19 protein-coding genes and 2 pseudogenes are annotated in these 24,633 nt (G+C 61.9%); 3 read left to right on the top strand and 18 right to left on the bottom strand.

The features are described from left to right. Positions 1–82: 82 nt before the first annotated feature. The 16 genes from ACODSV_RS02110 to ACODSV_RS02035 form a co-directional block, all read right to left on the bottom strand. A complete protein-coding gene (locus ACODSV_RS02110) occupies positions 83–1,033 on the bottom strand; it encodes a LysR family transcriptional regulator (protein WP_240968764.1) in 951 nt (316 codons plus the stop codon). Beyond that, positions 1,030–1,761 carry a FadR/GntR family transcriptional regulator gene (locus tag ACODSV_RS02105; RefSeq protein WP_150053846.1) on the bottom strand — a complete coding sequence of 244 codons (732 nt, stop codon included), beginning with the start codon at positions 1,759–1,761 and terminating at the stop codon, positions 1,030–1,032. Before ACODSV_RS02105 ends, ACODSV_RS02110 begins: the two co-directional genes overlap by 4 nt. Beyond that, positions 1,758–2,543 (bottom strand): cyclase family protein, encoded by a 786-nt coding sequence (locus ACODSV_RS02100; protein WP_150053845.1) that lies wholly within the window; start codon positions 2,541–2,543, stop codon positions 1,758–1,760. Before ACODSV_RS02100 ends, ACODSV_RS02105 begins: the two co-directional genes overlap by 4 nt. Then, positions 2,530–3,537 carry an NAD-dependent epimerase/dehydratase family protein gene (locus ACODSV_RS02095; protein WP_150053844.1) on the bottom strand — a complete coding sequence of 336 codons (1,008 nt, stop codon included), beginning with the start codon at positions 3,535–3,537 and terminating at the stop codon, positions 2,530–2,532. Before ACODSV_RS02095 ends, ACODSV_RS02100 begins: the two co-directional genes overlap by 14 nt. Further along, positions 3,528–4,520 carry a fumarylacetoacetate hydrolase family protein gene (locus tag ACODSV_RS02090; protein ID WP_150053843.1) on the bottom strand — a complete coding sequence of 331 codons (993 nt, stop codon included), beginning with the start codon at positions 4,518–4,520 and terminating at the stop codon, positions 3,528–3,530. The genes ACODSV_RS02095 and ACODSV_RS02090 overlap by 10 nt, the downstream gene beginning before the upstream one ends. Then, positions 4,517–5,089: a cupin domain-containing protein gene (locus tag ACODSV_RS02085; protein WP_150053842.1), complete on the bottom strand. Its 573-nt coding sequence runs from the start codon at positions 5,087–5,089 to the stop codon at positions 4,517–4,519. Before ACODSV_RS02085 ends, ACODSV_RS02090 begins: the two co-directional genes overlap by 4 nt. Positions 5,090–5,151: 62 nt before the next feature. After that, a complete protein-coding gene (locus ACODSV_RS02080; protein WP_150053841.1) occupies positions 5,152–6,105 on the bottom strand; it encodes a PDR/VanB family oxidoreductase in 954 nt (317 codons plus the stop codon). Next, a complete protein-coding gene (locus ACODSV_RS02075; RefSeq protein ID WP_150053840.1) occupies positions 6,102–7,142 on the bottom strand; it encodes an aromatic ring-hydroxylating oxygenase subunit alpha in 1,041 nt (346 codons plus the stop codon). Before ACODSV_RS02075 ends, ACODSV_RS02080 begins: the two co-directional genes overlap by 4 nt. Before the next feature lie 48 nt (positions 7,143–7,190). Further along, a complete protein-coding gene (locus ACODSV_RS02070) occupies positions 7,191–8,393 on the bottom strand; it encodes an MFS transporter (protein WP_024074553.1) in 1,203 nt (400 codons plus the stop codon). 126 nt (positions 8,394–8,519) lie between these two features. Continuing rightward, positions 8,520–11,048, bottom strand: a complete 2,529-nt coding sequence (locus tag ACODSV_RS02065) for an efflux RND transporter permease subunit (protein ID WP_150053839.1) — start codon at positions 11,046–11,048, stop codon at positions 8,520–8,522. A 4-nt stretch (positions 11,049–11,052) separates the two neighbouring features. Further along, entirely contained in the window at positions 11,053–12,156 is a 1,104-nt protein-coding gene (locus ACODSV_RS02060) for a WD40/YVTN/BNR-like repeat-containing protein (protein ID WP_150053838.1), read from the bottom strand. Between the two features lie 71 nt (positions 12,157–12,227). After that, entirely contained in the window at positions 12,228–13,592 is a 1,365-nt protein-coding gene (locus ACODSV_RS02055) for a DUF1329 domain-containing protein (protein WP_150053837.1), read from the bottom strand. 12 nt (positions 13,593–13,604) lie between these two features. Beyond that, positions 13,605–15,284 carry a DUF1302 domain-containing protein gene (locus ACODSV_RS02050; protein WP_069076211.1) on the bottom strand — a complete coding sequence of 560 codons (1,680 nt, stop codon included), beginning with the start codon at positions 15,282–15,284 and terminating at the stop codon, positions 13,605–13,607. Positions 15,285–15,411: 127 nt separating this feature from the next. Further along, positions 15,412–16,536: an FAD-dependent oxidoreductase gene (locus ACODSV_RS02045; protein ID WP_150053836.1), complete on the bottom strand. Its 1,125-nt coding sequence runs from the start codon at positions 16,534–16,536 to the stop codon at positions 15,412–15,414. Between the two features lie 157 nt (positions 16,537–16,693). Beyond that, positions 16,694–17,077 (bottom strand): Rieske (2Fe-2S) protein, encoded by a 384-nt coding sequence (locus ACODSV_RS02040; RefSeq protein WP_150053835.1) that lies wholly within the window; start codon positions 17,075–17,077, stop codon positions 16,694–16,696. 15 nt (positions 17,078–17,092) lie between these two features. Then, positions 17,093–18,031 (bottom strand): VOC family protein, encoded by a 939-nt coding sequence (locus tag ACODSV_RS02035; protein ID WP_150053834.1) that lies wholly within the window; start codon positions 18,029–18,031, stop codon positions 17,093–17,095. A 314-nt stretch (positions 18,032–18,345) separates the two neighbouring features. Between ACODSV_RS02035 and ACODSV_RS02030 the strand changes: the two genes are divergently transcribed. Both ACODSV_RS02030 and ACODSV_RS02025 read left to right on the top strand, forming a co-directional pair. Beyond that, on the top strand, positions 18,346–19,257 hold the full coding sequence (locus tag ACODSV_RS02030) for a LysR family transcriptional regulator (protein ID WP_024074544.1): 912 nt from the start codon (positions 18,346–18,348) through the stop codon (positions 19,255–19,257). A gap of 198 nt (positions 19,258–19,455) precedes the next feature. Continuing rightward, positions 19,456–20,613 (top strand): alpha/beta hydrolase family protein, encoded by a 1,158-nt coding sequence (locus tag ACODSV_RS02025; RefSeq protein WP_150053833.1) that lies wholly within the window; start codon positions 19,456–19,458, stop codon positions 20,611–20,613. Positions 20,614–21,072: 459 nt separating this feature from the next. On the opposite strand, the pseudogene ACODSV_RS02020 reads toward ACODSV_RS02025, so the two are convergent. After that, positions 21,073–21,168, bottom strand: a pseudogene (locus ACODSV_RS02020) (ABC transporter ATP-binding protein); the annotation flags it as partial. Here ACODSV_RS02020 and ACODSV_RS02015 point away from each other — a divergent pair. Next, positions 21,157–21,828: pseudogene (locus ACODSV_RS02015) on the top strand (GntR family transcriptional regulator); the annotation flags it as partial. The pseudogenes ACODSV_RS02020 and ACODSV_RS02015 sit on opposite strands and share 12 nt — an antisense overlap. Before the next feature lie 27 nt (positions 21,829–21,855). Here ACODSV_RS02015 and metC read toward each other — a convergent pair. Further along, entirely contained in the window at positions 21,856–24,612 is a 2,757-nt protein-coding gene (gene metC, locus ACODSV_RS02010; RefSeq protein ID WP_150095413.1) for a cystathionine beta-lyase, read from the bottom strand. Between the last annotated feature and the right edge of the window lie 21 nt (positions 24,613–24,633).

Raw genomic sequence — 24,633 nt, 5'->3', positions numbered from 1 at the left:
CGAGTATCAGTCGGTGATTGACTGACACCCTACGAGGCACATCCCCCACCGAATACTGCTGGGGATCGAAAGCAGCTATCGCTCAAATCGATGGCATCGCCAGGCTGCCGATCAAGCGTCGCACTTCACGGGAGGCACGGGTCAAGGGGCGACGTGGCGACTCGACCAGTACCACAAAGCGCTCGAGAAGCGGCTCGACGATACGTGACGAACTCAGTCGCGGGTCCAGAGAGCCCGGTAGCACAGAGGCGATCGCATAGCCGCCACCCGCGGCGACGACTTCATATTGGAGCTGCACGGAGTCGGCTTCGACGGCAACGCATAATTCCACGCCTTGCTCGGTGGCCAGATGGTCGAGCCTGGCCCTCAACAGATGCGGTCGCCCAGGCACGACCAATGGCAACCTCGATAGATTTTTTAATGCAATATCTCGCTTGACGAACAGCGGATCGGCGGCCGGTCCTACCAGGTGCAACGGCAGCCTGGCCACAAGATGGGCCTGCCCGATGCTTGCCTCGCTCTCGCGCAGCACCAGCGCCATATCCAGACGACCATCGTGCAACTGCTCTTCGAGTTGAGCGCTCGCGCCCTCGATCAGGTGCAACCTCACACCGGGCATCTGGGCGCGTACCGCAGAAAAAAGCGTCCCGGCAAACCGACGCACCGCAGACGGCAACATGCCCACGACCACCTCCCCCACCGGCTTTCCACGCAGGTTGCGAATGTCATCGGCAAGGCCTTCAGCGTCCGCAAGAAGATCCGATATGCACGGCAGCAGTTGCTCTCCAAATTCGGTCAGGACCACCCCGCGCCCCGTGCGATGAAACAGGCGCTCGCCACATTGCGACTCGAGCAAGGCAATATTGCGACTTACCATGGACTGCGGCATATCCAGCAGTACCGCGGCTTTGCTGAGGCTTCCAGCCGCCACGACACGCACGAACAAGGTCCAGCGAGGATCGATGATGGTCAGCGCTGTTGCCGGATAGTGCGAGCCATTGCCCGGTACATCGGCATTCTGAAGGTCCTTCATGGCCTAAACTCTTGGCGAGCCTGATGCAGGTACTCGCGACTGTCCTGAAGGTGCAGGCGCATGGCCGCGCGCGCGTATTCAGCGTCCTGGTTGAGGATCGCCTGATAGATCTGTTCATGCTCGCTTTGCATGCGCTGTTCATAGTGCAACGGCTCATCATGAAACAAACGCGCAGAATCCAATCGACTGCGCGGAATGATGATCACGCCCAGGTTGGCCAGTGTGTTGGCGATGTAGTGATTACCTGTCGCCTGGGCAATGCTCAGATGGAACTGAAAATCCAACGCCGCCCTGTCATTGACACTGACGGCTGGCTGTCCGAGTTGATCGAGAAGCCCCCGCAACCCGGCCAACTGATCCGGACGACGTCGCTGGGCGCACAGCCCGGCAGCTTCCACCTCAAGACCGATTCGAAACTCCATGATCGCCAGCGAATCATCGAGGATGCCGAGGGTAGCCGGGTCGATGAATGCCGCCAGCGACAGGGCGCTGCCGCGCACAAACGTGCCGATCCCGTGGCGTGTCTCAACCATTCCAGCAGCCTGTAGACGCGACATGGCCTCGCGCACCACGGTCCTGCTGACCCCATGCTCAAGCATGAGGGCCGACTCGGTGGGCAACTGTTCACCGCCCCGCAGTCGCCCCTCCAGAATGTGCCCGGACAGCAGCGCCTCCAGCCCCTGGGACAGGCTGCTGCGTTTTTTTCCTGCGGCCGCCGGCACGTTCACGCCTCGAAAATCGCTACGGCACGGACGAAACCGGCCGACGCGTGCCGGATCTTGTAGGGGAAGCAGGACACCTGGAAACCATGGGCCGGCAGGCACTCCAGGTTGGCCAGTTTCTCCATCTGGCCGTAGCCGATGTCACGCCCGGCCTTGTGCCCTTCCCAGATGATCGAGGCATCGCCCGTGGCCGCGAAGCGTTCGCGTGTGTACTTGAACGGCGCATCCCAGCTCCAGGCATCGGTGCCGACCACACGCACACCGCGCTCGAGCAAATACAACGTAGCCTCGCGGCCCATACCGACCCCGGCATCCAGATACCCTGGCTGACCGAACAGCGCGCCGGCGCGGGTGTTGACCAGGACAATGTCCAACGGCTGCAGCACGTGGTCGATACGCGCCAGCTCCGCCTGCACTTCGGCGGCGCTGACCACATGGCCATCGGGCAAATGACGGAAATCCAGCTTCACGCCGGGTTGCAGGCACCAGTCCAACGGCAACTCGTCGATGCCGAAAGCCGGCTCGCCACCGTCGGTGGTCGAGGCATAGTGCCAGGGGGCATCCATATGCGTACCGCTGTGCGTGGTGATCTGCAGGCGCTCAGCCGCCCAGGACTCGTCGCCAGGCAGTTGCGCCTTGGACAGGCCGGGAAACATCGCAGCCATCTCCGGCCAGCCTTGCTGATGGTCCATGTAGTCGATTTTCGGCAGCAACGGCGGTGGATCGGTGTAGGGGTTGTTGTCCAGGGTAACGGACAGGTCCACCAGGCGGCGTTTAGTTGATTGCATGTTCGCTCACTCCAAGCGCCACCCGCCCACGCGCACGACGCGCCGGGGCAGCAGCATTCAAACTGTTTCGTATCAAGGCGGCAGCCGAGCCGTCATGGCGAAAGCCAAGGGCACGGGCCAGAGGGGTTTTCATGGCCGGGAAGTTGCCAAACAACGCTTGCAGCCCGGCATCCGGTGCGAAGCTGATCAGCGCACGGCGTTCCTGGCCATAGGCCGCGGCCAGGGCATCGATGACCTGGGCAATGGACAGGCGCAACAGCGGGAGTTGCCAGACGCGTGATTCGCCAAGCTCGGCGGCCGGCAGTTCGGCGGCCCGTAACAGGTTATCCACGCAACACCGCACCGACATCCACCAGGCCTGCGCCTGCGATGAAACCGGGCAGCAATACGGCTGGCCTTCGGCGAAGGCATGCAGCAGGTCGCTCATGAACGCCGAGCGCAGCCCGTTGGGTTCACGTGGACGGGCAACGATGCCGGGCAGGCGTACGGCACGGCCGTCCACCTCGCCTCGTCGGGCCAGGTCGTTGAGCGCCATCTCCACCATCGCCTTGTGCGCACCGTAACTCAACTGCGGGTGTGGCACGGCGCGCTCATCGAGGCGCGCCGGCAAGTCGCCGCCGTACACCGCCACGCTGCTGGCATACACCAGCACCGGCGCGCCAGGCTGCTCGCGCAACTGGTCAAGCAACTCCAGGCTTGCCAGCAGGTTGACCTGATAGCCCAGTGAATAATGCTGCTCGGCCGCTCCCCCGGGGATGCTGACCAGGTGAAAAACCACATCAATGCCATCGGCCAGGGCGCGACGCAATAACGCGGCATCGGTCACACTGCCGCAATGCCGACGCAGGCGTTTATCGTCAGCAAACCCCACCAACTCTTTATCCAGCAGGATCAACGCGCTGATCGAGCGGCCTTGCCATTCATTCGCCTGGAGCAATCGGTTGACCAGCGCCCGGCCGACAAAACCATTGGCCCCGGTAATCATCACGCGCATGGGAGGCCTCCGTGCACGACACGTTGGTCTATCGCCCCGAAGACCGACTGCCCGCGCAGGTCGAGAACTTCCATGCGCACGCGATCACCGAAGCGCATGAAGGACGTCTGCGGCGCCCCTTGCTCGATCATCTCGACGGCACGACGTTCGGCGATGCAGGCCGCGCCAACCGTGGGGTCGGCATTGGAAACCGTGCCAGAACCGATCACGCAGCCGGCCCTGAGGCGCCGGGTCAGCGCCGCATGGGCGATCAACTGATGAAAGCCGAAATGCATGGCGCCACCGTGGGCATGCCCGAACCACTGGCCATTCCATTCGACCCTCAGTGGCAAATGCACACGCCCGTCCCGCCAGGCCTCACCCAACTCGTCGGGAGTGATCGCCACCGGGGCAAAACTTGACGAGGATTTGGCCTGGATAAACCCGAAGCCGGTCTTCATTTCACGGGGGGCGAGCGCACGCAAGCTGACATCGTTGACTTGCACAATCAGCCGAATATGGTCGGTGGCGTCTTGCGCCGAGCAGCCCATGGGCACCTCATCGACCACCACCGCGAATTCACCTTCAAAATCGATACCGTGGCTTTCACTGGGCAGCAGGATGTCGTCGTGGGCCCCCAGGAAATCATCGCCACAGCCCTGATACATCAAGGGTGTGTGTTCAACACCTTCGATCGGATCCAGCGCGAACGCTTTCTGCATGCGCTCGCCATGACTGAGGAAGGACGAGGCATCCAGCCATTGCCAGGCACGTGGCAAGGGTGCGGCAGCGTGCTGCGGATCGAAGGCGAAGGCGCCGGCCAGGGTGCCTTCATTCAAGGCGTCGTAGCGCGCGCGTAACGCGGTTTCGACGCTCGACCATTGTTCAATGGCAACCTGCAACGTCGCCGCAATATCGCTGGCATCGGCCGCCCAGGCGAGGTCGCGCGACACCACCAGCAGGCGACCGTCGCGGCTATGATTCTTGAAGGTACTGAGCTTCATGCCTGGCCTCCTTGCAGTTCGGGCGCGAAGCGGCCATCCAGCAGGACAAACAACATGCGTGCCATCTGCTCGGTGCGATTGCTCCAGGCGTGGTTGGTACCTCGCTGCACGACGATGTCACCGCGCTTGAGATGCACCTCCTCGCCATCGAGCACCAACCAGACCTCCCCCTCCGTGACCACGCCGTAATCGAGGGTTTCGGTGCGGTGCATCAGCTTGTGTTTGGAATCTGCCTGCCCCGTGCCGGCATGGGCCTGGCCAATTTCGGCGAAGGCCGCCGCGGCATCCTCGGCGCTGACTTGGTTCTGTACGCTGTCGGGCGGGATATCCACCACACGGATAACGCTGCCCAACGGCGCCGGACTCAACTGAAGCGGCTTGCGGGTGGGGTCCTCGCCGTTGTCGAGTACGGCCGGGCTGGCGCCACTGTTCCAGATCTCATGGAACACCGTACCGGGCACGGCCTTGAGCGGGAAGCTGTTGGGTGTCGGTCCGCTGAGCGCGACCACCGCCTGGCCTTGGGCATCGTGCCCGGTGACCACGCGTTTGAAACCTGGAAGTTGTTGCATGTTCGACTCCTCAATCAGTTGGCAAAACACCGCAGCGGGTAGAGATGGATGAATGGAAAACCTTAAAGATCGAGCACCAGCCGGGCGCTCCTGGCACGCGAGCAACACGGCGTGAACTGGTCGTTGCGGGCCCGCTCGGCATCGGTCAAGAACATGTCGCGATGCTCCGGTTCGCCTTCCAGCACGCGCGTGATGCAGGTGCCACAGATGCCCTGCTCGCAAGACAAAGGGATGTCGACGCCGGCCTCCAGCAGCACCTGGGCAACGCTGAGCGTGGCCGGCACTTGGAAACACTGCCCGGTGCTGGCCAGTTGCACTTCGAACCCGCCCGCCTCACTCGCCGGGGCAGCAGCAGCGGTAAAGTACTCACGGTGCAGTTGCGTTTCGGCCCAGCCCTGCGCACGCGCAGTGCCGAGCACGTGCTCCATGAAACCATTGGGGCCACAGACGTACAGATGACGGTCACGGGTCGGCGCGGACAAAACCCCAGCGCTGTCCAGGCGCTGGCTAGCCTCGCCATCGTCCACATGAACGTGCACGCCATCGGCGAACGCCGAATGGCGCAGGTACTCGATAAAGGCCATGCGCCCGACCGAGCGGCCGCAGTAGTGCAGCTCGAAAGGCGCGCCGATCCGCGCCAGGCGCTCGGCCATGCAGAGGATCGGTGTAATGCCGATGCCGCCCGCGAACAGCACGCTGTACCCCGCCCCATGCTCCAGCGGGAACAGGTTGCGTGGCTCGCTGATCCGCAGCCGGCTGCCTTCGTGCACTTGCTCATGCATGGCCTGGGAACCGCCACGAGACCCAGGGTCAAGCAACACGCCCAGCAGGTAGCGGTGGCGGTCTTCCGGGTGATTGCACAGCGAGTACTGGCGCACCAGGCCATTGGGCAGGTGCACATCGATATGCGAGCCGGCACTGAAAGCCGGCAGCAGGGAATCCTCGGCCGGGGCCAGTTCAAAGCTGTAGATGCCTTCGGCTTCGCGACGCTTGCGGGTCACCACGACATCGATCATCTCGGGGCACTCACTGGCTGCTCAGCGGCAATCAAGCGACGCAGAACACGTCGGCAACGCACGGCCCCGGCATCGACTGGCAACAACACAGGGTTGAGGCCAAGCAGTTCAACCTCGCCAATCTGGCGCTGTTGAGCCTCGACCATGGGCTTGTCTTCACCGGCGAAAATCCCGATCAACATGTCCTGGATGAAGGTATTCAACTGCGCATTGTCCTGCTCGAAACTGCGTGTGTTGGCGAAGAAGTAATGGGTGTTCGTCGCGTCCTGCGGCGTCATCAGATGCAGGTTCCAGGTCACGGGCCCCTCTTCCCTGGGGCGCCCGGGCGGCGTGGCGCCACTGCCCAGCAGCATCAGGCCGGGGGCGTGCCAGATGACTTCGGCCCAGACGTCTGCCCGGCCCGGGTCTTCCAGATGAGCGCCGAAAGCCGGTGGGGGGACATCGTCTGGCGCCCACCAACTGATGCGCACGCGGTCGTTGGGCAACTCCTCGATGGTCGCGCGCGTGCGTGACAACGCCCCGCCACCCAGCGTATCGGGGTGCAGGAAATCAACGTGGCTCAGGTCCATGATGTTGTCGGACAGCAACTCGTAGTGCGCGCGGGTTGGCAAATACCCATGCCCCTTGGCATGGGGTGGGGCCTGTTCGAGGAAGGAAAAATCAGGGATCTGCGCCTCGTTGGCCAGGCTCGAATCGCCAGGCCAGACCCAGATCGCCCCATGCCGCTCGACGACCGCGAACGCGCGAACGCAGGCGGCCTTGGGGACGGTCCCATCGCCATGGGGGTTGTGCGTACATTGGCCACTGCCATCGAAACGCAAGCCGTGGTACGGACACTGGACGCTATCGCCGACAATTTTGCCCATGTGCAGCGGGGCAAAACGGTGCGGGCAGCGATCGGCGAGCGCCTGGATCACACCCTGGCTATTGCGAAAGAACACGATGGGTTGCTCGACGATGGTCCTGCCAAGCATCCCACCTTGCGTCAGCTCGTCTGCCCATCCAGCGATGTACCAGGTGTTGAGCAAATAACTCATGATGATCTCCTCATTGTTCTTATTTTCATGAAATGTCGAATAGACAGATCAGCGATCAGGCTCTGCGACGACCGCGCCGGCAAACGCGGCCCCGCTGCCTCGCAACCGAAGGCAGGCCAGGGCCACCACAAGTTGAAGCCCTGCGATGATTCCCAGTGCGGCAGGCAAGGCGCCGATCACCCCGCCGGTGATCGCCAGCACCACCAGTGGGCTGGCGAACTCACCGGCAAAGAACAGCGCGGTGAAGCCGCCAGCCGCGCGGCCGCGCTGCTGGAAGTCAACCTGGCTCATGATCCAGGTGAGCAGGGTCGGCATCATCAGGCCGATGCCCAAGCCGTTGATCAGCACGGCGACCACCACCAGCCCGTGACGGTCGGCCACCGCCAGCAACCCGCCGCCGATAGCGGCCGCGAAGAAAGCCAGGAGCATCTGCCGAGGCGCCGGTACACCACGCAACAGACGGAAACTCAAGGCGCCGACCAGTACGCCGAACTGACTGGCGCCCATGGTCAGGCCGATCTGCTGCGACCCTTCGACATGCAGCAGGTTGAGCAGATAACTGACTTGTACCGGCACGATGAACAGGCTCAAGCCAGCCAGGAATGCCAGGGCATACAAGGGGGCCAGGGCGCGCCAGGGGAATGCCCTGTCCGCCGTGGTTGCCGCGGTAACGGCCTGCGCGCGCGGCTCCCACAGCAACCAGGCCATCAGCGGCAGGAACACCAGCCCCAGCCCATACAGGGCAAACGGCGTGCGCCAACCGTGCTCGCCGAGCACACCGCCGACGGCAATGAAGATCGCCGCCGACAGCGAGGTCGCAACCATTTGCAGCGCGAATATGCGTTCACGTCGCGCGCCGCTGTAGTAGTCACCCATCATCGTGGTGCAACAGGTCATGATCGCCGCCTCGGCCACACCGATGCCGGCGCGGCTGATCACGATGACCTGCAGCGACTCCAGCCATAGCGGCAGCACGCCACAAACCGTGTAGAGCACCATCGCACCGATCAGCAACGGCTTGCGCCCCAGTCGGTCGGCGATGATCCCGGCGACGGGGGCCAACAGCGCAATCATCAACGCCGGCAGCGTCAGGGCGATGGGCACCAGCACCGCGACACCTGGCGTGTCGGCAAAGTGTTCCTGCATACGCGGCAGGATGGGAGCCAGCAGCACCGCACCGAGCACCGGCAGGCAACTGCCGAGCAAGAGCAACAAGGACTGCGGCAGCCGCGCCTGGCGTTCAACGTTCATCACGCACCTCCGCTGATTGGGTCGCGCAGAACGCCATGCCGAAGGCACTCAGGCCGGCGATAAGGTCAAGCCATAGAGGCTGTCGGAACAGATACATACGAGGCATCGCAACGTCCTTTCTTGTTGTTATGGCGCGACCGGATTAGCCGCCACAGAGACTGTCTTCTTGCACGATGAGTGCTGTTCCCTGGTCCTCTGCTCGGCGGTGACGGGCGTCAGCGCCGCAGTGACCAGGCAGTGGGGCTCATCCGCGACTGTGTGCCCAACCGGTTCCTTGCTCACACGCTTGCTCGGCAACAGGAAGTGAGCCAGGGCCGGCAGCAGAACCAGGGCACCGACCATGTTCCAGACGAACATGAAGGCCAGCAGCACGCCCATGTCAGCCTGGAACTTGATCGGCGAAAACATCCAGGTGGCCACGCCGATCGCCAGGGTCACCCCGGTCAGCATCACCACCTTGCCGGTGGACAGCAGTGCCCGGTAATACGCCTGCGACAGGCTTGAGCCCTGGCGCATATGCCCGAGCAGGATGCTCATCACGTACAGCGCGTAGTCAACGCCAATGCCCACGCCGAGGGCGATCACCGGCAGGGTCGCGACCTTGACGCCGATGTTCAGCCAGACCATCAGCGCCTCACAGAGTACCGAGGTGAGCATCAGCGGAATGACCGCACAAATCGTGGCGCGCCAGGAGCGGAAGGTGACCAGGCACAGCAGGATCACCGCACCGTAGACCCAGAACAGCATTTCGCGGTTGGCCTGTTTGACGACAATGTTGGTCGCCGCCTCGATCCCGGCATTGCCGGCAGCCAGGAGGAACTGGACCTCGTCGGTATTGTTCGCCGCGGCGAATTGCTCGACGTGATCCACCAGGCGGCTGAGGGTTTGCGCCTTGTGGTCGGAGAGGTAGACGTACAGCGTCAACAGGCTGCAGTCTTCGTTGTAGAGCCCGCGCGGTGCGCCGGCGGTGACCATGTTGAGCATCGCCTGGTTGTTCTGCAGCTCATACCACTTCGGGCTGCCTTCGCTGAGGCCGACCAGCATGCGGCGGTTGAGCAGCGCCAGGGAATTGGTCGAATCGACACCCGGCAACGTGCGCAACTGCCAGTCGAGGGCATCGACCTTGTTCAGGATGTCATAGCGCGAACAGGCGCTGGCGGGGGTCTTGATCATGACCGCGAACAGATCGCTGCTGGCGCCGTAATGCCGGGTCAGAAACGCATCATCCTGGTTGTAGCGCGAGTCGGCCCGCAGCTCGGGCGCGCCGGCATCCAGATCACCGACCTTCAATTGCAGGCTGACGATGAAGCCGAGCGTCGCCAGCGCCAGGCTCAGGGCGATGCACAACGCCGCCCAGCGCCGCTGGGTGAACAGGTCGAGGAAACGCCAGAACCCGTGGCGATGCTGACCGGCCTGTTCAGCGTGCTCGCTTTTCAGGCTCAATCGCGCCGCACGGCGGCTGACCCCAACGTAGGAGAGCAATATGGGTAGCAAGATCAAATTGGTGAAGATCAACACGGCCACGCCGATGCTGGCGATCATCGCCAGGTCCTGGATCACCTGGATCTTGATGATCATCAGCACCGCGAAACCGACCGCATCACAAAGCAGCGCGGTGAGCCCGGCAAGGAACAGGCGGCGGAATGTGAAGCGTGCGGCGACCACCCGGTGCATGCCGCGCCCGATGTCCTGCATGATGCCGTTCATCTTTTGCGCCCCATGGCTCATGCCAATGGCAAACACCAGGAACGGCACCAGCACCGAATAGGGGTCCAGTTGATAATTCAGTAACGGCAGCAAGCCAAGCTGCCAGACCACCGCCACCAACGAGCAGAACACCACCAGCAAGGTGCTGCGAATGCAGCGGGTGTACCAATAAAGCACGACCGTGGTGATCAGGATCGCCACGGCGAAGAAGATCAGGATCTGCCGCAGGCCGGCAATCAAGTCACCGACTTTCTTGGCAAACCCGGTGATGCGAATGTCGATGCTGTCGCTCTGGTATTGGCTACGCAACGCCTCCAGCTGTTGCGACAGCTGGGTGTAGTCCAACGCACGGCCATCCGGGGTGCGCTGCAACAGCGGTACTTGAATGATGCTCGATGCCTGGTCGAACGCCACCAACTGGCCGAGTTCATTGGACAGCTGCACATTGCGCCGCAACGCCGCAAGGCTCGCAGCGCCGCCATCGTATTTATCCGGAATGACCGGCCCACCCTCCAGGCCCGCTTCGGTCACCGCCACCCAACGTGTGGCCGGTGTCCACAGCGACTTCATGTACGCACGGTCGACACCGGGCAGCAGGTAAATCTTGTCGCTCAACGCCTGCAGGGTCTTGAGGTAGGCGCTGTCGTAGATATCGCCCCACTTGTTGACCACGGCGATGCGCACCGCATTCCCCAGCCCGCTCAGCTCCTTCTGGTGCTCAAGGTAGTTGGCGATATAAGGCTGATGGGTGGGGATCATTTTTTCAAAACTGGCATTGAGCTCTACACGACTGGACTGCCAACCCAGCACCAACGTGGTCGCCAGACACAGCAACAACACCCACAGGCGATGGTTGAACAGGGCTCGTTCGAGCACCGAGCCAGAACGCGGATCGAAGTCTTCGAACGCATTGGCTGGGGACTGGGGGAAATTACCAGGAGACGTCATAACCTCACTCCGAAGCGGCAGTGGCTGGCTGCGCAAGACGCTGCAGCCCGGTGAAACCAGCAACGATCAGGCTGCCATCGGCGGCCTCGATCACACTTGAAACAGGCTTGCCCAAGGGGTTGCCCAGTGGCAGCAGCGCCGCCCCGGTCTGCTCGCTGTTGCGAAACAGCGTGCCGCCCTGGTTGACCAGCAGCAGCTGGCCGTCGGCCAGGCGGATGGAGTCGTTGAAGGAGATGGGTATGGGAACTGACAAGCGCTGGAAACTTGCGCCGGCATCGTGGGAGACAAAGGCATTGCCCTTCAGGCCGGCGACCACCAGTGCGCCATCGGCGCGGCTCTGCAGGGTGAAGAAACTGCCTTCGTAGGGGCTGTCCAGCTGACTGAACGACAGCCCGTCGTCGTCCGAACGCGCCAGGTAACCCTGCTCGCCAGCCAGGAACCAATGTGTGCCCTGCCGACTGATGGCGTACAAGTGCAAGCCGTTCGGGTTGGCGATACGCCCCATGAGCGACTGCCAGGTGGCGCCACCATCGGTGGTCAGCAGCGCCAAACCGTAGGCACCGACGATCAACCCGCGGCGGGCATCGACGAATTCCAGGGCCAGGAAAGGTTTGTCTGGACCATCGGCGACAAGACGCTCGGCATTTTGTATCCGTACCAGTGCGGCATCCGGGTCGCCAGCCGTGGCCTGGTCCGCCTTGGCGGCGTCCAGTTCCAGCTGCGCCACGCGCACGCCGTCGAGCTGCAACGTCCAGTGCTCGCCACCATCCAGCGTCGCCAGCACCACGCCCGCGTGGCCGACCGCCCAGCCCTTTTGTGCATCAACGAAGCGTACCGCCGTCAGGCTGACCGAGACCGGCACCGACGCCTGGCGCCAGGTTTGTCCATTGTCGTCGGAGAGCAGTACCAGGCCACGCTCGCCTACGGCCACCAGGCGTGTACCGGCACGCGCCAGGTCGATCAATACGCTGTTCTGCGCAGCCGGTACCCGCATGGCCGGGGTATTGAGCGGCACGCCCACCGCAGCCTGCCCCGCCAGACACTGGCTCGTGACGAAGGGCAAATACAGGGCCAGGAGCAAAGCACCCGCCTGACTGATTCTGTTCATAACCTACCTCGGACAAACACTCGTACCCCAAGGACATGCCGACGGGCATGCCCTTCACGCTCGGTTCAGGTTTAACGCACGCCGCGCCCGGCCATCGCCGCAGGCGAGAACTCCGAGGCCTTGTAGCGATCAACCGCGCGATACTGTTCCGGCAATCCGGCGTAGACGTTCTGGATAAACCACGCCCCCGAAGTCAGGTCATAAAAACCCGAAGACAGTTGCACCAGGCCAGGCAGGTCGGGCAGTACGGACGGCAGGGACCAGAGGGTCTTGGCCAGTTGACCGCTGGCATCCCAACGGTCACCGAGCAGGGCTTGCCAGGTGTCTTCGTCGAGGTAGTAGCGGCCTTTGGGCAGTTGGTGACGCTTGCCGGCGGCCAACGTCGACTCGACGACCCAGACGCGGTGCAACTCCCAACGCACGTAGTCAGGATTCAGATGGTGCTTGGCGAACAGGTCTTGCGGCTGGGCGGCGGCCTGCACCTTGTTGGTGTTGTAGGGAACATACATTTCCTGCTTGCCCACCAGTTTCCAGTCGAACCGGTCCGTGCGCCCGCCCCACACGCTCAGCTCGTCGAACGACATGACGCCAGCGGTGGACGGCGTCGGTGTATCGCAGCAGGCGTTGGGCAACGTGCGCACCCGGCGCTGGCCGCTCAGATAGACATGGGCCTGGGATTTGTCGCCGTTGATGTTCTCACGCCCCAGGATCTGTTCGCCGGCACGAATCGCCGGGCCGAGATTGACGAAGCGCACCAGCCAGTAGTCGCCCGAGTAGTTTTCAGGGCCACCTTCCTGGAAGTAGTAAGGCATTTCCTGGGTCAACAAACCGTCGCTGGTCATCACCTGGTTGCCGTCGGCCGTCATCAGATAGTGGCGGAAATGCCCCGCCACCGAGGTGCCGCGCCAGTTCAGCAGGTGGTTCCAGATGGCTTCGGTACCGTTCTGTGGAATCGGAAACGGGATCCCGCCATAGGCACCGTCGGGGATCAGGCCGGCGCTGCTGTTGACCAGTTTGGCGCGGGTCGCATTCTTGAAGGTGTTGTCATACACCCACTGCGGCGCGGCCGCCGTGCGCCGGGTCGGATAGACATCGATGCGATAGGTGTCCGGGAAGCGCTTGAACAGCTCCTTGGTGCCGTCGCTGAGCTTGTCGGCGTACTTGGCCACGTTTTGCGCGGTGATGCTGTACAAGGGTTTGTCCGCGGCAAACGGATCGCTGCGCTTGCCCCCCGGAACGTAGGCCGGATCGACCTTGGTGTAGCCGCCGTCCCAGGCGGGAATGCTGCCATCGGCATTGCCTGCTTTCTCGGCACCAAAGGGCGTCAGGGTCTTGCCCAGTGCGGCGGCTTGTTCGGCGCTGGCGGCCAGCGTCATCGGCGCGGCAACAGCCAGCAGGGTCAAGCACAAGGCCTTTAGAGTGAACTGAATGGTCATGCGCGAATCCTCTTAGAACGTGGTCTTGACGGAGAAGGCCAGGTAATCCCGGTCCTTCAACGACTGCTTGTAAGTGAACTGGCTGGCGGCGTTGAGGCTGGTGTCCTCGGGACCGTAGTAGTGCGTGTAGGTCAGCCCCACGGTCACTTGGTCCAGGTAGGTGGCGGAGACGCCGATGTTCATGTCCCCTCCTCTATCGGGACCAAACCCGCTGATCACCGCCGACTTGCCCATGGGGAAATAGCTGATGCCCAGCGGCACGCTGATATCGATGCCGGGGAAGAACTGGCGATAGGTGGGCGTGTACACCAGCTTCAAGCCCAGGCCATCGTCGGTGGCGTTGGGGTCGAGGGCTGCGCGGTTCCGGGTCACGGCCAGCAGGCGGTTCCAGGCCACTTCCCCTGTCAGGTTGGCTTCATTGGAAACGAAGGAAGGGCCCAGCGATGCCAGGACGTTGAGGTTGACATGGGCCGTCCGGCCAACCGCGTACAAGGCGTTATCGTTGTTGTCCGCCTCAACGCCCGGCAGGACGGTCTGGGCGTTGGACACCAGCGGCATGTTCCAGCGCATCGATGCCTCGCCGGCAAAGCTGTACTCGTCCACGGAGGTCGCGAAACTGGCGCCCAGGACACGGATATCTTCCGGGTAGACCCAGGAATACTCGCCGATTTGCCCGGTACTGAAGTTCGGCCCGGTGGCATTCGGTTTCAAATACAACGTGGGCGTTTTCTCGTGATACTGCAGCGCGTACAGGCCGTAATCCGTCGTCCCGGTGTTGAACTTGAGCTGCAGGCCGCCCTGGCCGGAGTCCCTGGCTTTCTTATCCTTGCCATGGAAAAAAGCCGCCGGGCTATTGGCATTACCGCCAAGGACATCCGGGAACGGCCCGCCCGTGATCAGCCGTTCATTGCCCTCGCCGATGGTATCGCTGGTGGAGAAATAGCTGCCGGCGCCCGGCAAGCGGGTGGCCTCCCACTCCAGTTGGTAGAAGGCGCCCAATGACACACTGTCGGTCAGTTGGTAGGCGGTCGAGAGCTGGTTGACGGGCCGGGTGATTTCCTTGAACTGAGTGTTGGGCACCGATTGCGCCTTGACCACGTCCACCGGCGCCATGGCACCGGCGATGCCGTTACTACCGAAGAACAGGCTCTCGCCCCAGATAAGGCCGTGGCGCCCCGCGCGAACCGATAAGGCACGGTCGGCCAGGGTACCGTTCCAGTAGACAAAGGCATCCAGCAGTTCGCCATCGCCACCATGCAGATGACGCGTGTCACTGGTGAACTCGTCGAAGCCCACCGAACGCTGGTTGGCACTGGCCGCGTCGTGGTTGTCGTTGCGTTCCTGGTAAACGGTGTCGTACCAGGCTGCACCGCTCACCCGCGCGCCGAAGTCGCGATAACCGATGTCCAGTTCGGAAAGGATATCCAGGCGATCGGAAATCAGCCCCTTTTTGAAGTTGTGATCGCCGTCGTTCTGGTTCAGCGCCGTCTGCCCCTCGCTGAGCTTGCTGCTGGGGTCCTTCAGGCGCCAGGCCGCGCTGTACTTGAGCGTATTGTCCCAACGCAAGCTGAGATCGGGATTGCCGGTATCGATCTGAAATGCCTGGGCGGCCGTGGCGCCGAGTCCCAGGCTGGCCGCGAGGGTCAGGGTAAAGGGGACGCGCCGCGACGCAGCGATCTTACGAGTAGCCATCGAAGTAACCCTCTTTATTGTTTTTGTATGTCAGTTCTTCAGGTGAAACAGCGCCCACGGACGAACCGGGCCAAGCCTGCACAGGCATAAAGCATCCGTGGGAGCGCGAATTCGGTCTTGCCGGGCCTTAGATGGGCTCTGCCGTGACCTCGAGCATCCGCCTGACCAGGCCGATCCGGTCGAAGCCGCTGTCGTGGGTCATTTCCTTGTCACCGGCCAGCACCGAGCTTTCGCTGATGAATTTGCAGCGCTCGTATCGGCGCGCCATGAAGCGTTCGAGCTGCTGTTCGACGCTGCCGTCGGCGACCAGCTCTTCGCCGAGCACCACGGCATCTTCAATGGCCATGCCAGCGCCCTGGCCCAGGTGCGGCGTCGTGGCGTGCACCGCGTCGCCAATCAGCACGACACGGCCGCGGTACCAGGGCTCGCTGACGAACACCACCTCCAGCGGCTTGTAGACCACCTGTTCGCTGTCGAGGATCTGCTCGCGCAGTTCACCGATCAGCCCGGTGAAACCGCTCAGGCGCTGGCGCATCTGGGTCGCCAGCGTGGCGGCATCAATCCTCGGGTTGGCGGGTTCATGAGAGGTGACGAACAGGTACATCTGGTCGCGTCCCAGCGGCACCAGCCCGGCATTGCCGGCGGGGCCTTGGAAGGTCGCCAGGTGATCGATTCCAGCCGCGCGTGGGAAGTTGTAGCGCCACACCGACTGGCCGGTGAAACGCGGCCGGTACTGCTCACCGAACAGCAAACCGCGTATTCGCGAGTACAGGCCATCGGCGCCTACCACCAGATCGTAACAATCGCGACTGCCATCGGTGAGCAGCACATCAACGCCCTCGTCCACCTGCTCCAGGCTTTGCACGCTCAGGCCCAGGCGAATCGAAGCACCCAGGGCAATCGTGGTTTCGCTGAGGACTTGATGCAGGGCCAGGCGCGAGATGCCGACATTGGCCGGATACTCGGGGCCCGCCAGGCGTTGGCCGGGAATTCGCGCCAGCTGTTCACCGGCCGTGGTATTGATGGTCACATCCTCAAACGCGTAGGCAGCGTCCAGGTAACCGTCCAACACACCCAACTTGGCCATCTCACGCACAACGTTGCTCTGCTGGATGATGCCGACACCGTAGACTGTCCACTGCGTCTTGAGCTCGACCAGGTCGACTTCGATAGCCTGGCGACGCAACGCGATTGCGGCGCACAATCCACCGATACCACCACCGACGATAAGCACCTTTTTCACTGCGTTCATGCTTGTCTCACTCTTATTCTTGTTATTCACGCAAGCGTTCTGCCGGAGCGATCCGAAGCCTCACTACCGGCTGTTTCTGCACGCATTCGCTAGCGCGTTGTGCTCACTTTCTCGGCAAAGCAGGCGTTTGACTAATCGCATGTAGGGATACGATGTATCAGCAACCGCGATACGTTGACTCAGGTGCACACGCCTCCAATTGACCCGCTTCAAGCACCAGCCAATCGGCCTGCGCCTGCCATTTCAAAGCCGTCAGGTGCTCGCCCAGACACGGCCCGTAGACGCACAGGCCACTGTCCGGAAGGAAGCGGGCACCGTGGGCGTAACAGACAATCTGGCTGCCATCGACGCTGAGAAAACGGTCCTTGCGGTACTCCAGGCGCACCTCCAGGTGCGGGCAACTGTTGCGATAAACCCGCACCTCGCCGCCATGGCGCAGCGCAAACACGCTGTCCTTTCCCGTGCCCAGGGGATCGAACCCGCGGGCCTGCCCTTCGAGCAGTTCATCCAGGCGACATAGCGCAATCACGTCGTGACTCATGGACGAAATCCGCACTCAGGCCTGCTTGGGCGGCGGGCCGCTGGGGAACCATTTTTCCCGGGACGTGAACAGGAACAACTGCGAGTTATCCGCCGACAACGGCGCCTGACGCGCTTGCCAGGCGTCATCGTGCTTGTCCATGTCGGCGTCGTATTCGATGTGGCAGCCCAGCGGGCTGTTGAAGTACCAGAACCAGTTGGAGCCGAAGAGGTGACGGCCCGGCCCCCAGAAGCTGGTCCAGCCTTGCTGTTCGAAACGGCGCCCGGCCAGCAGCACTTCCGTGCCGCTGCCCATGTGAAAGGTGAAGTGCTCGCAACCCTTCATGTGCGGTGGCGTCTGGATCATGAACAGGCAATGGTGGTCATCGGAACCGGCTGGACGCATGAACGGGCCGGCGCCCACGAAGGTGTCGGTGGTCGTGAAGCCCAGGCGTTTGTAAAAGGCCTCGGCCTTGGCCGCATCCGGCACGAAATACACCACGTGGGACAGGGTGCGTGGCAGGGCCTGCATGTCGGGGGTGATGCCCGGTTGGTTGAACGGACGCTGGGGAGCATGGCCCGGCGCATTGGTCAGGTCGGCTGGCGCGCTGTAGGGGCGCCGTACACTGATCTGGAAACCCAGGGCAAACCCCATATCGTCCACACTGTGCACCGAACCATCCGCGCCACGGGTCACCAGGCGATCGCGCCCCAACTCATCGGCGATGGCCTCAAGATCAGCGACGCTGGCCACGCCATAAATGGTTTCACGAATCGAGGGCGCCGGCCCGATGGCCGCCGGCAGACGGGCATCGTCAGCACGACGGATAATCACGGCCGTGCCGTCGAGGGCTTCAAAACGGCCGCCCTCGCTGTCGACATCGACAGGTTGCAGGCCATAGTCACGCAGGCAATGGGTACAGGCTTGAATGTCGTCGACGCCAAAAATCAAGGCATCAAGGCCAATGATGTTCATTGTTACCACTCCATTTGAATTATTCAGCACACGGGCCGGACAGCAATGCCTGGCAGTGCGCTGCTGATGCTGGTTGTGGAGTCGATAGAGCGTCACGGCCAACCGACTGTGGGCCGATACTGAAGTGGCAAAAACGTACTGACTAATCGCTTGTCGGGATGCGACCTATCGGCAAACGCAATACCTGGTCGCGCAGCACCCAATGACGGGGAAAAACCCAAAGACACAGGCCGACGCCCCTCGTCAGGGGGCTTGACGGCGCGATAGGAAGGTCGGAAGGTATTTACAAAATAAATACAAGAATCGAGACCGCCATGCGTTTTAACCACTTGGATCTCAACCTCCTGGTGGCGCTGGATGTGTTACTGGAAGAGCAGAACATCACACGCGCCGCCGAACGCCTGCACATGACCCAATCCGCCACCAGCGGCGTACTGGGCAGGCTGCGCCTCTACTTCGAAGACGAACTGCTGGCGCAGGTCGGGCGCAAGATGCAACCCACGCCCTACGCCCGCGAACTGGCGGCGCCCGTGCGCCAGGTACTGCTGACGATCCAGTCCTCGATCACCGCCAAACCGGTGTTCGACCCCGCCACCAGCAAGCGCCATTTTCGCCTGATCACGTCGGACTATCTGATCAGCGTTCTGTTTGCCCGGGTGATCCAGAAGATCTCCCTGGAAGCCCCGCACATTACCTTCGAACTGCTGGGCCCTGGCGATGCCTCCACCGAGCTGCTGATGCGCGGCGAGGCCGACATGATGATCGTGCCCGAGCGCTACCTGATCGAAGGCCACCCATCGCAACTGCTGTTCGAAGAAGAGCATGTTTGCGTGGTGTGGGACGGCAACACCCAAGTGGGCGACAGCATCACCCTCGATCAGTACATCGAGATGGGCCATGTCTCGGTGATTTTCGGCCGCAACCGGCAGTTGAGCGTCGAAGAATGGCTGATGAGCCAGTACGGTTTCACGCGTCGCATGGAAGTGGTGACCCACGACTTCAACACCTTGCCGCAGTTGATCGTCGGCACCCAACGCGTGGCCACCATGCTCCAGCGCATGGCCAGGCTCTATGCCGACTACCTGCCGCTGCGCATCGTGCAACCCCCGGTGAAGATCCCGGTGATGCGTGAGTTCATGCTATGGCACCGGACCATGGAGGGGGATCCGATGCACCGTTGGCTGCGGGCGAAGATCAGTCAAATCATCAACGAGTTGGAGCAGTAGTGGCTGCTTGAAGGGCGAGTAGAGACCCTCGGGTCGACGGCGCGCATACGTTCTATCTGCGTTCGCAATACCTCCCATCCTGACTCGCGATTAGCCAAACAATGGGCCTCCCCTTAGCCTGCTTCGAACCGCCAGGTCCGGCGATCACCGCTCAAGACCTGGCCGTCTGCCTTTGCTTGCACAAGGACAATTACCCTCATGTTTCGCTACTTCCCGACCAACTACGTATGGAATCTCTCCGTCGATCTGGCCATTGAAATGGGCGCCCGCATCGGCGAAATCGAAGAGATGTGTGCGCCACTGCAAGAAGCCGCCAAGCAGCCGGACGCCGCCGGCAGCAAGGCCTTCCGTGAAACCTGGGCGAACATGGCCGACAAGCTGTGCGGCCTGGCTGAAGAAGACGAAGCCAAAGGCCGAATGTTGTCAGCCGGCGAAAAATACAACCGCGCCGCCACCTATTACCTGAGCTGCGAACGCCTGCAGGCCCACGGTGCTCCTGGCCGCACGCAGCTGTACCAACGCTTTCTGCACACCTTCCAACGCGGTATCGAGCTGGCGCGAGAAAACTGCGAGCGCGTTGAGATCCCTTACGAAGGCAAACACCTTTCCGGTCTGCTGGTTCGTGCCGAAGGCGTCAGCGGCCCGGCGCCGATTCTGGTGCAGGTCAATGGACTGGATTCCACCAAAGAAATGAAATACCGCGTCGGCCTGCCCACCTGGCTGGCCAAACGTGGCGTGTCGTCGTTGGTCATCGACCAACCCGGCACGGGCGAAGCACTGCGCCTGCATCACCTGACGGCGCGTTTCGACAGCGAGCATTGGGCCAGCCGCGTGGTGGACTGGCTGGAAACCCGCGACGATATCGACGCCAAACGTATTGGCCTGGAAGGCGTATCCCTCGGCGGCTATTACTGCCCGCGCGCGGTCGCCTTCGAACCGCGCTTCGCTTGCGGCGTAGTGTGGGGGGCCAACCATGACTGGCGTGATGTGCAGAAGCGTCGCATGGAAAAGGAAGGCAGCTTCCCGGTGCCGCATTACTGGTCGCATGTGTCGTGGGTATGGGGCGCAAAGGATACGGACGAATTCATGACCATCGCAGAGAACGTCCATCTGGACGGCATCCTGGATCGCATCAAGGTGCCCTTCCTGGTCACCCACGGTGAAAAGGACTCGCAGATTCCGCTTAAGTGGGCACACCGAACCTATGAGCAACTGGTGAACAGTCCAAAGCGCGAGCTGAAAATCTTCACCGAACGCGAAGGGGGTGTGCAGCATTCAAGTTTTGATAACAGCATCAATGCCGGTCAGTACATTGCCGACTGGGTGGCTGAAGTGCTCGGTGGTCATACCGCATGATGGGGGTCAAACGTACCAGGCCCTCGGCAAGTGTCGGCCTTGCCTGAAACTACAACTGCACGACTCGGCGATGTTATGCACAACGGGCCCGAGTCCTGTATTCAAATGTTCCAAGTGGGGCAAAGGCACAAAAAAAAAGCCACTCAAATGAGTGGCTTTTTTTAAATTTTGGAGCGGGAAACGAGACTCGCATCTGGCGTCCGACCCATTGAAATCTAAGGGGTTTCTTTTCTTGCCGAAGCAGGAAAAGACTTAATTCTGGACTCGTTTTTGGGGAATATCAAGGGCCAAGAAAGCGTGATTCCGGGCTGTGCCATTTGCTTCTACCGATAGCCAGCCGGACGGCAGCGTCCGGTCTGGACAATACTCACTGACTTCTTGGATAACTAGAGGGCGGCCTGAATCTGCTCCTACTGTAGCGACCCATCCAGCTACTCAGTTCAGTAGCCTTATAAATCGTTCTTCTGTAATGAACAGCACCGTCTGACCCAGCTCGGCCCAGATACGCAGGGTTTCTTCATTCATGCTGTTGCGGCTGATGGCATCCAGCGCGGCGACTTCGAGCCCACCGGCAAACTGCCGTCAGAAGCGGAGTTGGGCGAACGCTTTGCGGTGAGTCGCGTTACGGTGCGTCTGGCGGTGGGCAAGCTTTGCGATGACGGAGTGGTGGAACGCAAGCAAGGCAAAGGCACCTTCGTGGCGGCCAAGCAGGTTCGACATGGGCTGGATGCGTTGCGCAGCTTTCATGAAGCCTTGTTGCTGCAAGGGCTCAAACCGAGCATGCGCGTCATCAATCACGCGTTGCAGCCAGTACCGGAGGATATGCGTGGGTTGTTTGAAGCCTCGGATGATTGCCTGCTACTGGAACGACTGCATTTTGTCGACGACGACCCCATCGCACTCGGGCGCAGCTATTTGCCGGCTGAACTGGCCAACGTGGTGTGGACCGATGTCGAGCACCAACCGATTTACTCGGTTCTGGAGTCGATCACCGGCATGGCGGTCACTCGCGCCGACCTGGCGATCCGCGCGCAGGAAGCCGACAAAACCCTGGCTAATGCCCTGCACATCAAACGCGGTGCAGCACTGTTAGTCATGGAGCGCACTTCGTACTTCGCCAACGGCCGCTGCTGCGACCGCACCAGGTTTTTCATCCGGCCGGAACGCTATGCCTTTGTCCTCAGCGGGGTGTTCAAATCCCCACGCGCCCGTTGAAACGAGCGCTTGTTCGCCTTGGCGGGTTTACCCCAGAGCGGCAAATCCCCTTTGCAGATCCTCAATCAACGCCCCGACATCCTCGAGTCCAATGTGTAACCGCAAGACCGGATTCAATTGGCGATCCGAGACGCTATTGCGATCCGATGGGTCAGCAACCGTAACGAGGCTTTCGTAGCCTCCCCAGGAAGCCCCCAGACCGAATACCTGCAGCGCATCGATGAAGCGCTCGACGCCGGTGACCTCATCATTTCGCAGTTCGAAGGACAGCAATCCGTTGCTGCCAGCGAAGTCCCGCCGCCACAGTGCGTGATTGGGATGATCGGGCAACGCCGGGTGGAAGACCCGTTTCACCTGCGGCTGTGCTTGCAGCCAGTGAGCGATATCCAGGGCCTGGCGTTCGTGCACCTCCATGCGTGCCGCCAGGGTACGTGCGCCGCGCAGCACCAGATAGGCGTCGTCGGGACTGACGGCAATGCCAACGGTATCGCTCATGGATGCCAGTGGCTGCCAGACGTCTTGCCGGGTGCAGACGCTGCCCATGACCACATCACTGTGACCGCACAGGTACTTGGTCAACGCCATGATTGAGATGTCCGCGCCCAGTGCCAGTGGTCGATACAGATAGCCCGAGCCCCAGGTGTTGTCCACGGCTAACAGGATGTCCCGTGGTTTACACAGCGCCGCGATGGCCGGCAAGTCGCCGAGTTCATACAGCAATGAACCGGGTACTTCGGTGTAGACCATTTTCGTGTTGGCTTGCAGTTGCGCCTGCAAGTCGCTGCCGTCCGGCGCGAAGTAATTGACCTGGATTCCGAACGGCTCAAGCAGGTCCCGTGCCAGACGCCGCACGGGAGCGTATACCGCGTCGGTGATCAGCACATGGTCGCCGGGCCGCAGGTACGCAAGGAACGTCTGTGCCACCGCCGCCAGCCCGGTACCGAACAGGCGGGTACGGTAACCGCCCTCCAGCTCCGTCACCATATCTTCCAGGGCAAACGCCGTCGGGTTGCCCCGGGCGCCATAACTCAGAACGCGCTCGGTATCACGGCGAGCACGGGCGTCGCGCATTTGCGTCAAGTTGTCGAAAATCACCGTACTCAACCGGCTGACCGGAACGTTGACGCCCCGCCCGCCCTGGCCCTTTTCCGTCCTCGCTGCATGTACCAGGCGCGTACGGACCCGTGCATCGAGGGTGGCTTGAGGCTGCACGCGCAGCGGCTTGAGGCTGGCGATTTCGTTTGCGCTCATCTGCGCCAACAGGCCTATTTCCCACGCCAGGTACTGGCGCGCGGCGTCCTTGTTGCCAGAGTGGCGATCATGGGTAAAGAACAGAAAATCGATACACTGATGATCAGGCGGTGTGTTGGCGTCCTCTTGCACGGCGAACCCCGCCGCACGCCAGGCGTCGAGACCACCCTCCAACAAGCGAGCATGTGCGCGCTGAGTGTCCGGCAACACCTGCGCTGCGAAAGCGGCGAGGCGCGGGTCATCGGCCAGCAACACCAATGGTCGCTGATCGCCAGCCACATCGCTTGCCAGCAACGAACGGATCGACCAGCGTGAACCGGCAATGTGGGCTTTGCGATAGCTCATGCTCGGACGCAGATCAATGACTACCAGCGTATCGTCCTTGAGAGCATCGCTCAGGGACTTCGCCGATATCACGGGCAACGCTTGGTATGCAGGTGCCTGATACGCGGGCAACGCCAAGCCACTGCTCACCCCCCCTGCCAGCACATAGGCCTCATGCCCCAGCTGCCGAAGCCAACTGGCAACAATCGGTGCGCGAACGCCATCGCTGTCGATCAACACCAGCCGTGCCTGTCGCACGCCGATATACAGATCGGTTGACTGAATCAACTGGCCACCCGGTGTATGTTGCGCACCAGGCAGGCTGCCGGCGGCAAATTCTTCGGCTGTACGCACATCGCATAGGAACAGGCTGCGCGTAACATCCGCGGCCCACTGCTCGACCTGCGCGGCCAGTACGGTTTTTGCCCCAGCCTGTTCGGCCAGCTTTTGCGCGGCAAGACGCTGTTGTGCCAAGGCTTTCGATGACACGTCATCGGCATAGCGACGGGTGCTGCCATGCTCCAGCTGGAAGTCTTCCAGATACCAGCCTTGCGTGCCGTTTTCCAGGGCGTAGACCGGGTTCTTCACTCCCAGATTGATCAAGGTCTGGGCGCCAATAATGCTGCGGGTTCGCCCTGCGCAATTGACCACGACAGGCGTGTGCTCGTCCGGCACCAGATCCTGCAGGCGATAGCCCAGTTCGCCGTTCGGGCAGCAGACTGAACCGGGAATGGTCATCTTGCGGTATTCATCGAACGGCCTGCCGTCCAGCACCACCAACGGCTCGCCCCGGGCCTGCCATTCGGCCAGTTGTTGCGCCGTCACATGCGGCGTGTGGCTGGTTTCTTCCACCAACTCGCCAAAGGCCTTGGACGGCACATGCACCCCGGCAAACAGTTGCAAACCAGCGGCCTGCCAGCCATCGGCACCGCCCTCGAGAACGTGTACGTGCTCGTAGCCCAACGCTTGCAGGCGCTCGGCGGAACGTGCCGCGATATCTCCACCGTTCTGATCGTAAATCACCAAACGAACCTTCGGGTTCGGCGCCAGACGCCAGACCTCCAGCTCCAGTCGGCTATAGGGCAGGTTTACCCCGAAGAACAGATGGGCTTCGCCATACTGTCCGTGCTCGCGCACATCAAAAAGGGCAATTTCCTGCCCGTCGAACAGCCACTGCTGCAATTGCCCTGGGGTTACGGTCTGGCTCATGGAAGTCCCGCTTGATAGAAA

The sequence above is a fragment of the Pseudomonas sp. FG86 genome (genome assembly GCF_057808775.1).
Note: the sequence above shows the minus strand (reverse complement) of the source record. Positions and strands in the feature narration are given on the sequence as shown.

Bases quoted from the DNA above. Each gene is read 5' to 3' on its own strand.
- ACODSV_RS02110 (WP_240968764.1), bottom strand. From the start codon at position 1,033: ATGAAGGACCTTCAGAATGCCGATGTACCGGGCAATGGCTCGCACTAT.
- ACODSV_RS02100 (WP_150053845.1), bottom strand. From the start codon at position 2,543: ATGCAATCAACTAAACGCCGCCTGGTGGACCTGTCCGTTACCCTGGAC.
- ACODSV_RS02095 (WP_150053844.1), bottom strand. From the start codon at position 3,537: ATGCGCGTGATGATTACCGGGGCCAATGGTTTTGTCGGCCGGGCGCTG.
- ACODSV_RS02090 (WP_150053843.1), bottom strand. From the start codon at position 4,520: ATGAAGCTCAGTACCTTCAAGAATCATAGCCGCGACGGTCGCCTGCTG.
- ACODSV_RS02085 (WP_150053842.1), bottom strand. From the start codon at position 5,089: ATGCAACAACTTCCAGGTTTCAAACGCGTGGTCACCGGGCACGATGCC.
- ACODSV_RS02080 (WP_150053841.1), bottom strand. From the start codon at position 6,105: ATGATCGATGTCGTGGTGACCCGCAAGCGTCGCGAAGCCGAAGGCATC.
- ACODSV_RS02075 (WP_150053840.1), bottom strand. From the start codon at position 7,142: ATGAGTTATTTGCTCAACACCTGGTACATCGCTGGATGGGCAGACGAG.
- ACODSV_RS02070 (WP_024074553.1), bottom strand. From the start codon at position 8,393: ATGAACGTTGAACGCCAGGCGCGGCTGCCGCAGTCCTTGTTGCTCTTG.
- ACODSV_RS02065 (WP_150053839.1), bottom strand. From the start codon at position 11,048: ATGACGTCTCCTGGTAATTTCCCCCAGTCCCCAGCCAATGCGTTCGAA.
- ACODSV_RS02060 (WP_150053838.1), bottom strand. From the start codon at position 12,156: ATGAACAGAATCAGTCAGGCGGGTGCTTTGCTCCTGGCCCTGTATTTG.
- ACODSV_RS02055 (WP_150053837.1), bottom strand. From the start codon at position 13,592: ATGACCATTCAGTTCACTCTAAAGGCCTTGTGCTTGACCCTGCTGGCT.
- ACODSV_RS02050 (WP_069076211.1), bottom strand. From the start codon at position 15,284: ATGGCTACTCGTAAGATCGCTGCGTCGCGGCGCGTCCCCTTTACCCTG.
- ACODSV_RS02045 (WP_150053836.1), bottom strand. From the start codon at position 16,536: ATGAACGCAGTGAAAAAGGTGCTTATCGTCGGTGGTGGTATCGGTGGA.
- ACODSV_RS02040 (WP_150053835.1), bottom strand. From the start codon at position 17,077: ATGAGTCACGACGTGATTGCGCTATGTCGCCTGGATGAACTGCTCGAA.
- ACODSV_RS02035 (WP_150053834.1), bottom strand. From the start codon at position 18,031: ATGAACATCATTGGCCTTGATGCCTTGATTTTTGGCGTCGACGACATT.
- ACODSV_RS02030 (WP_024074544.1), top strand. From the start codon at position 18,346: ATGCGTTTTAACCACTTGGATCTCAACCTCCTGGTGGCGCTGGATGTG.
- ACODSV_RS02025 (WP_150053833.1), top strand. From the start codon at position 19,456: ATGTTTCGCTACTTCCCGACCAACTACGTATGGAATCTCTCCGTCGAT.
- metC (WP_150095413.1), bottom strand. From the start codon at position 24,612: ATGAGCCAGACCGTAACCCCAGGGCAATTGCAGCAGTGGCTGTTCGAC.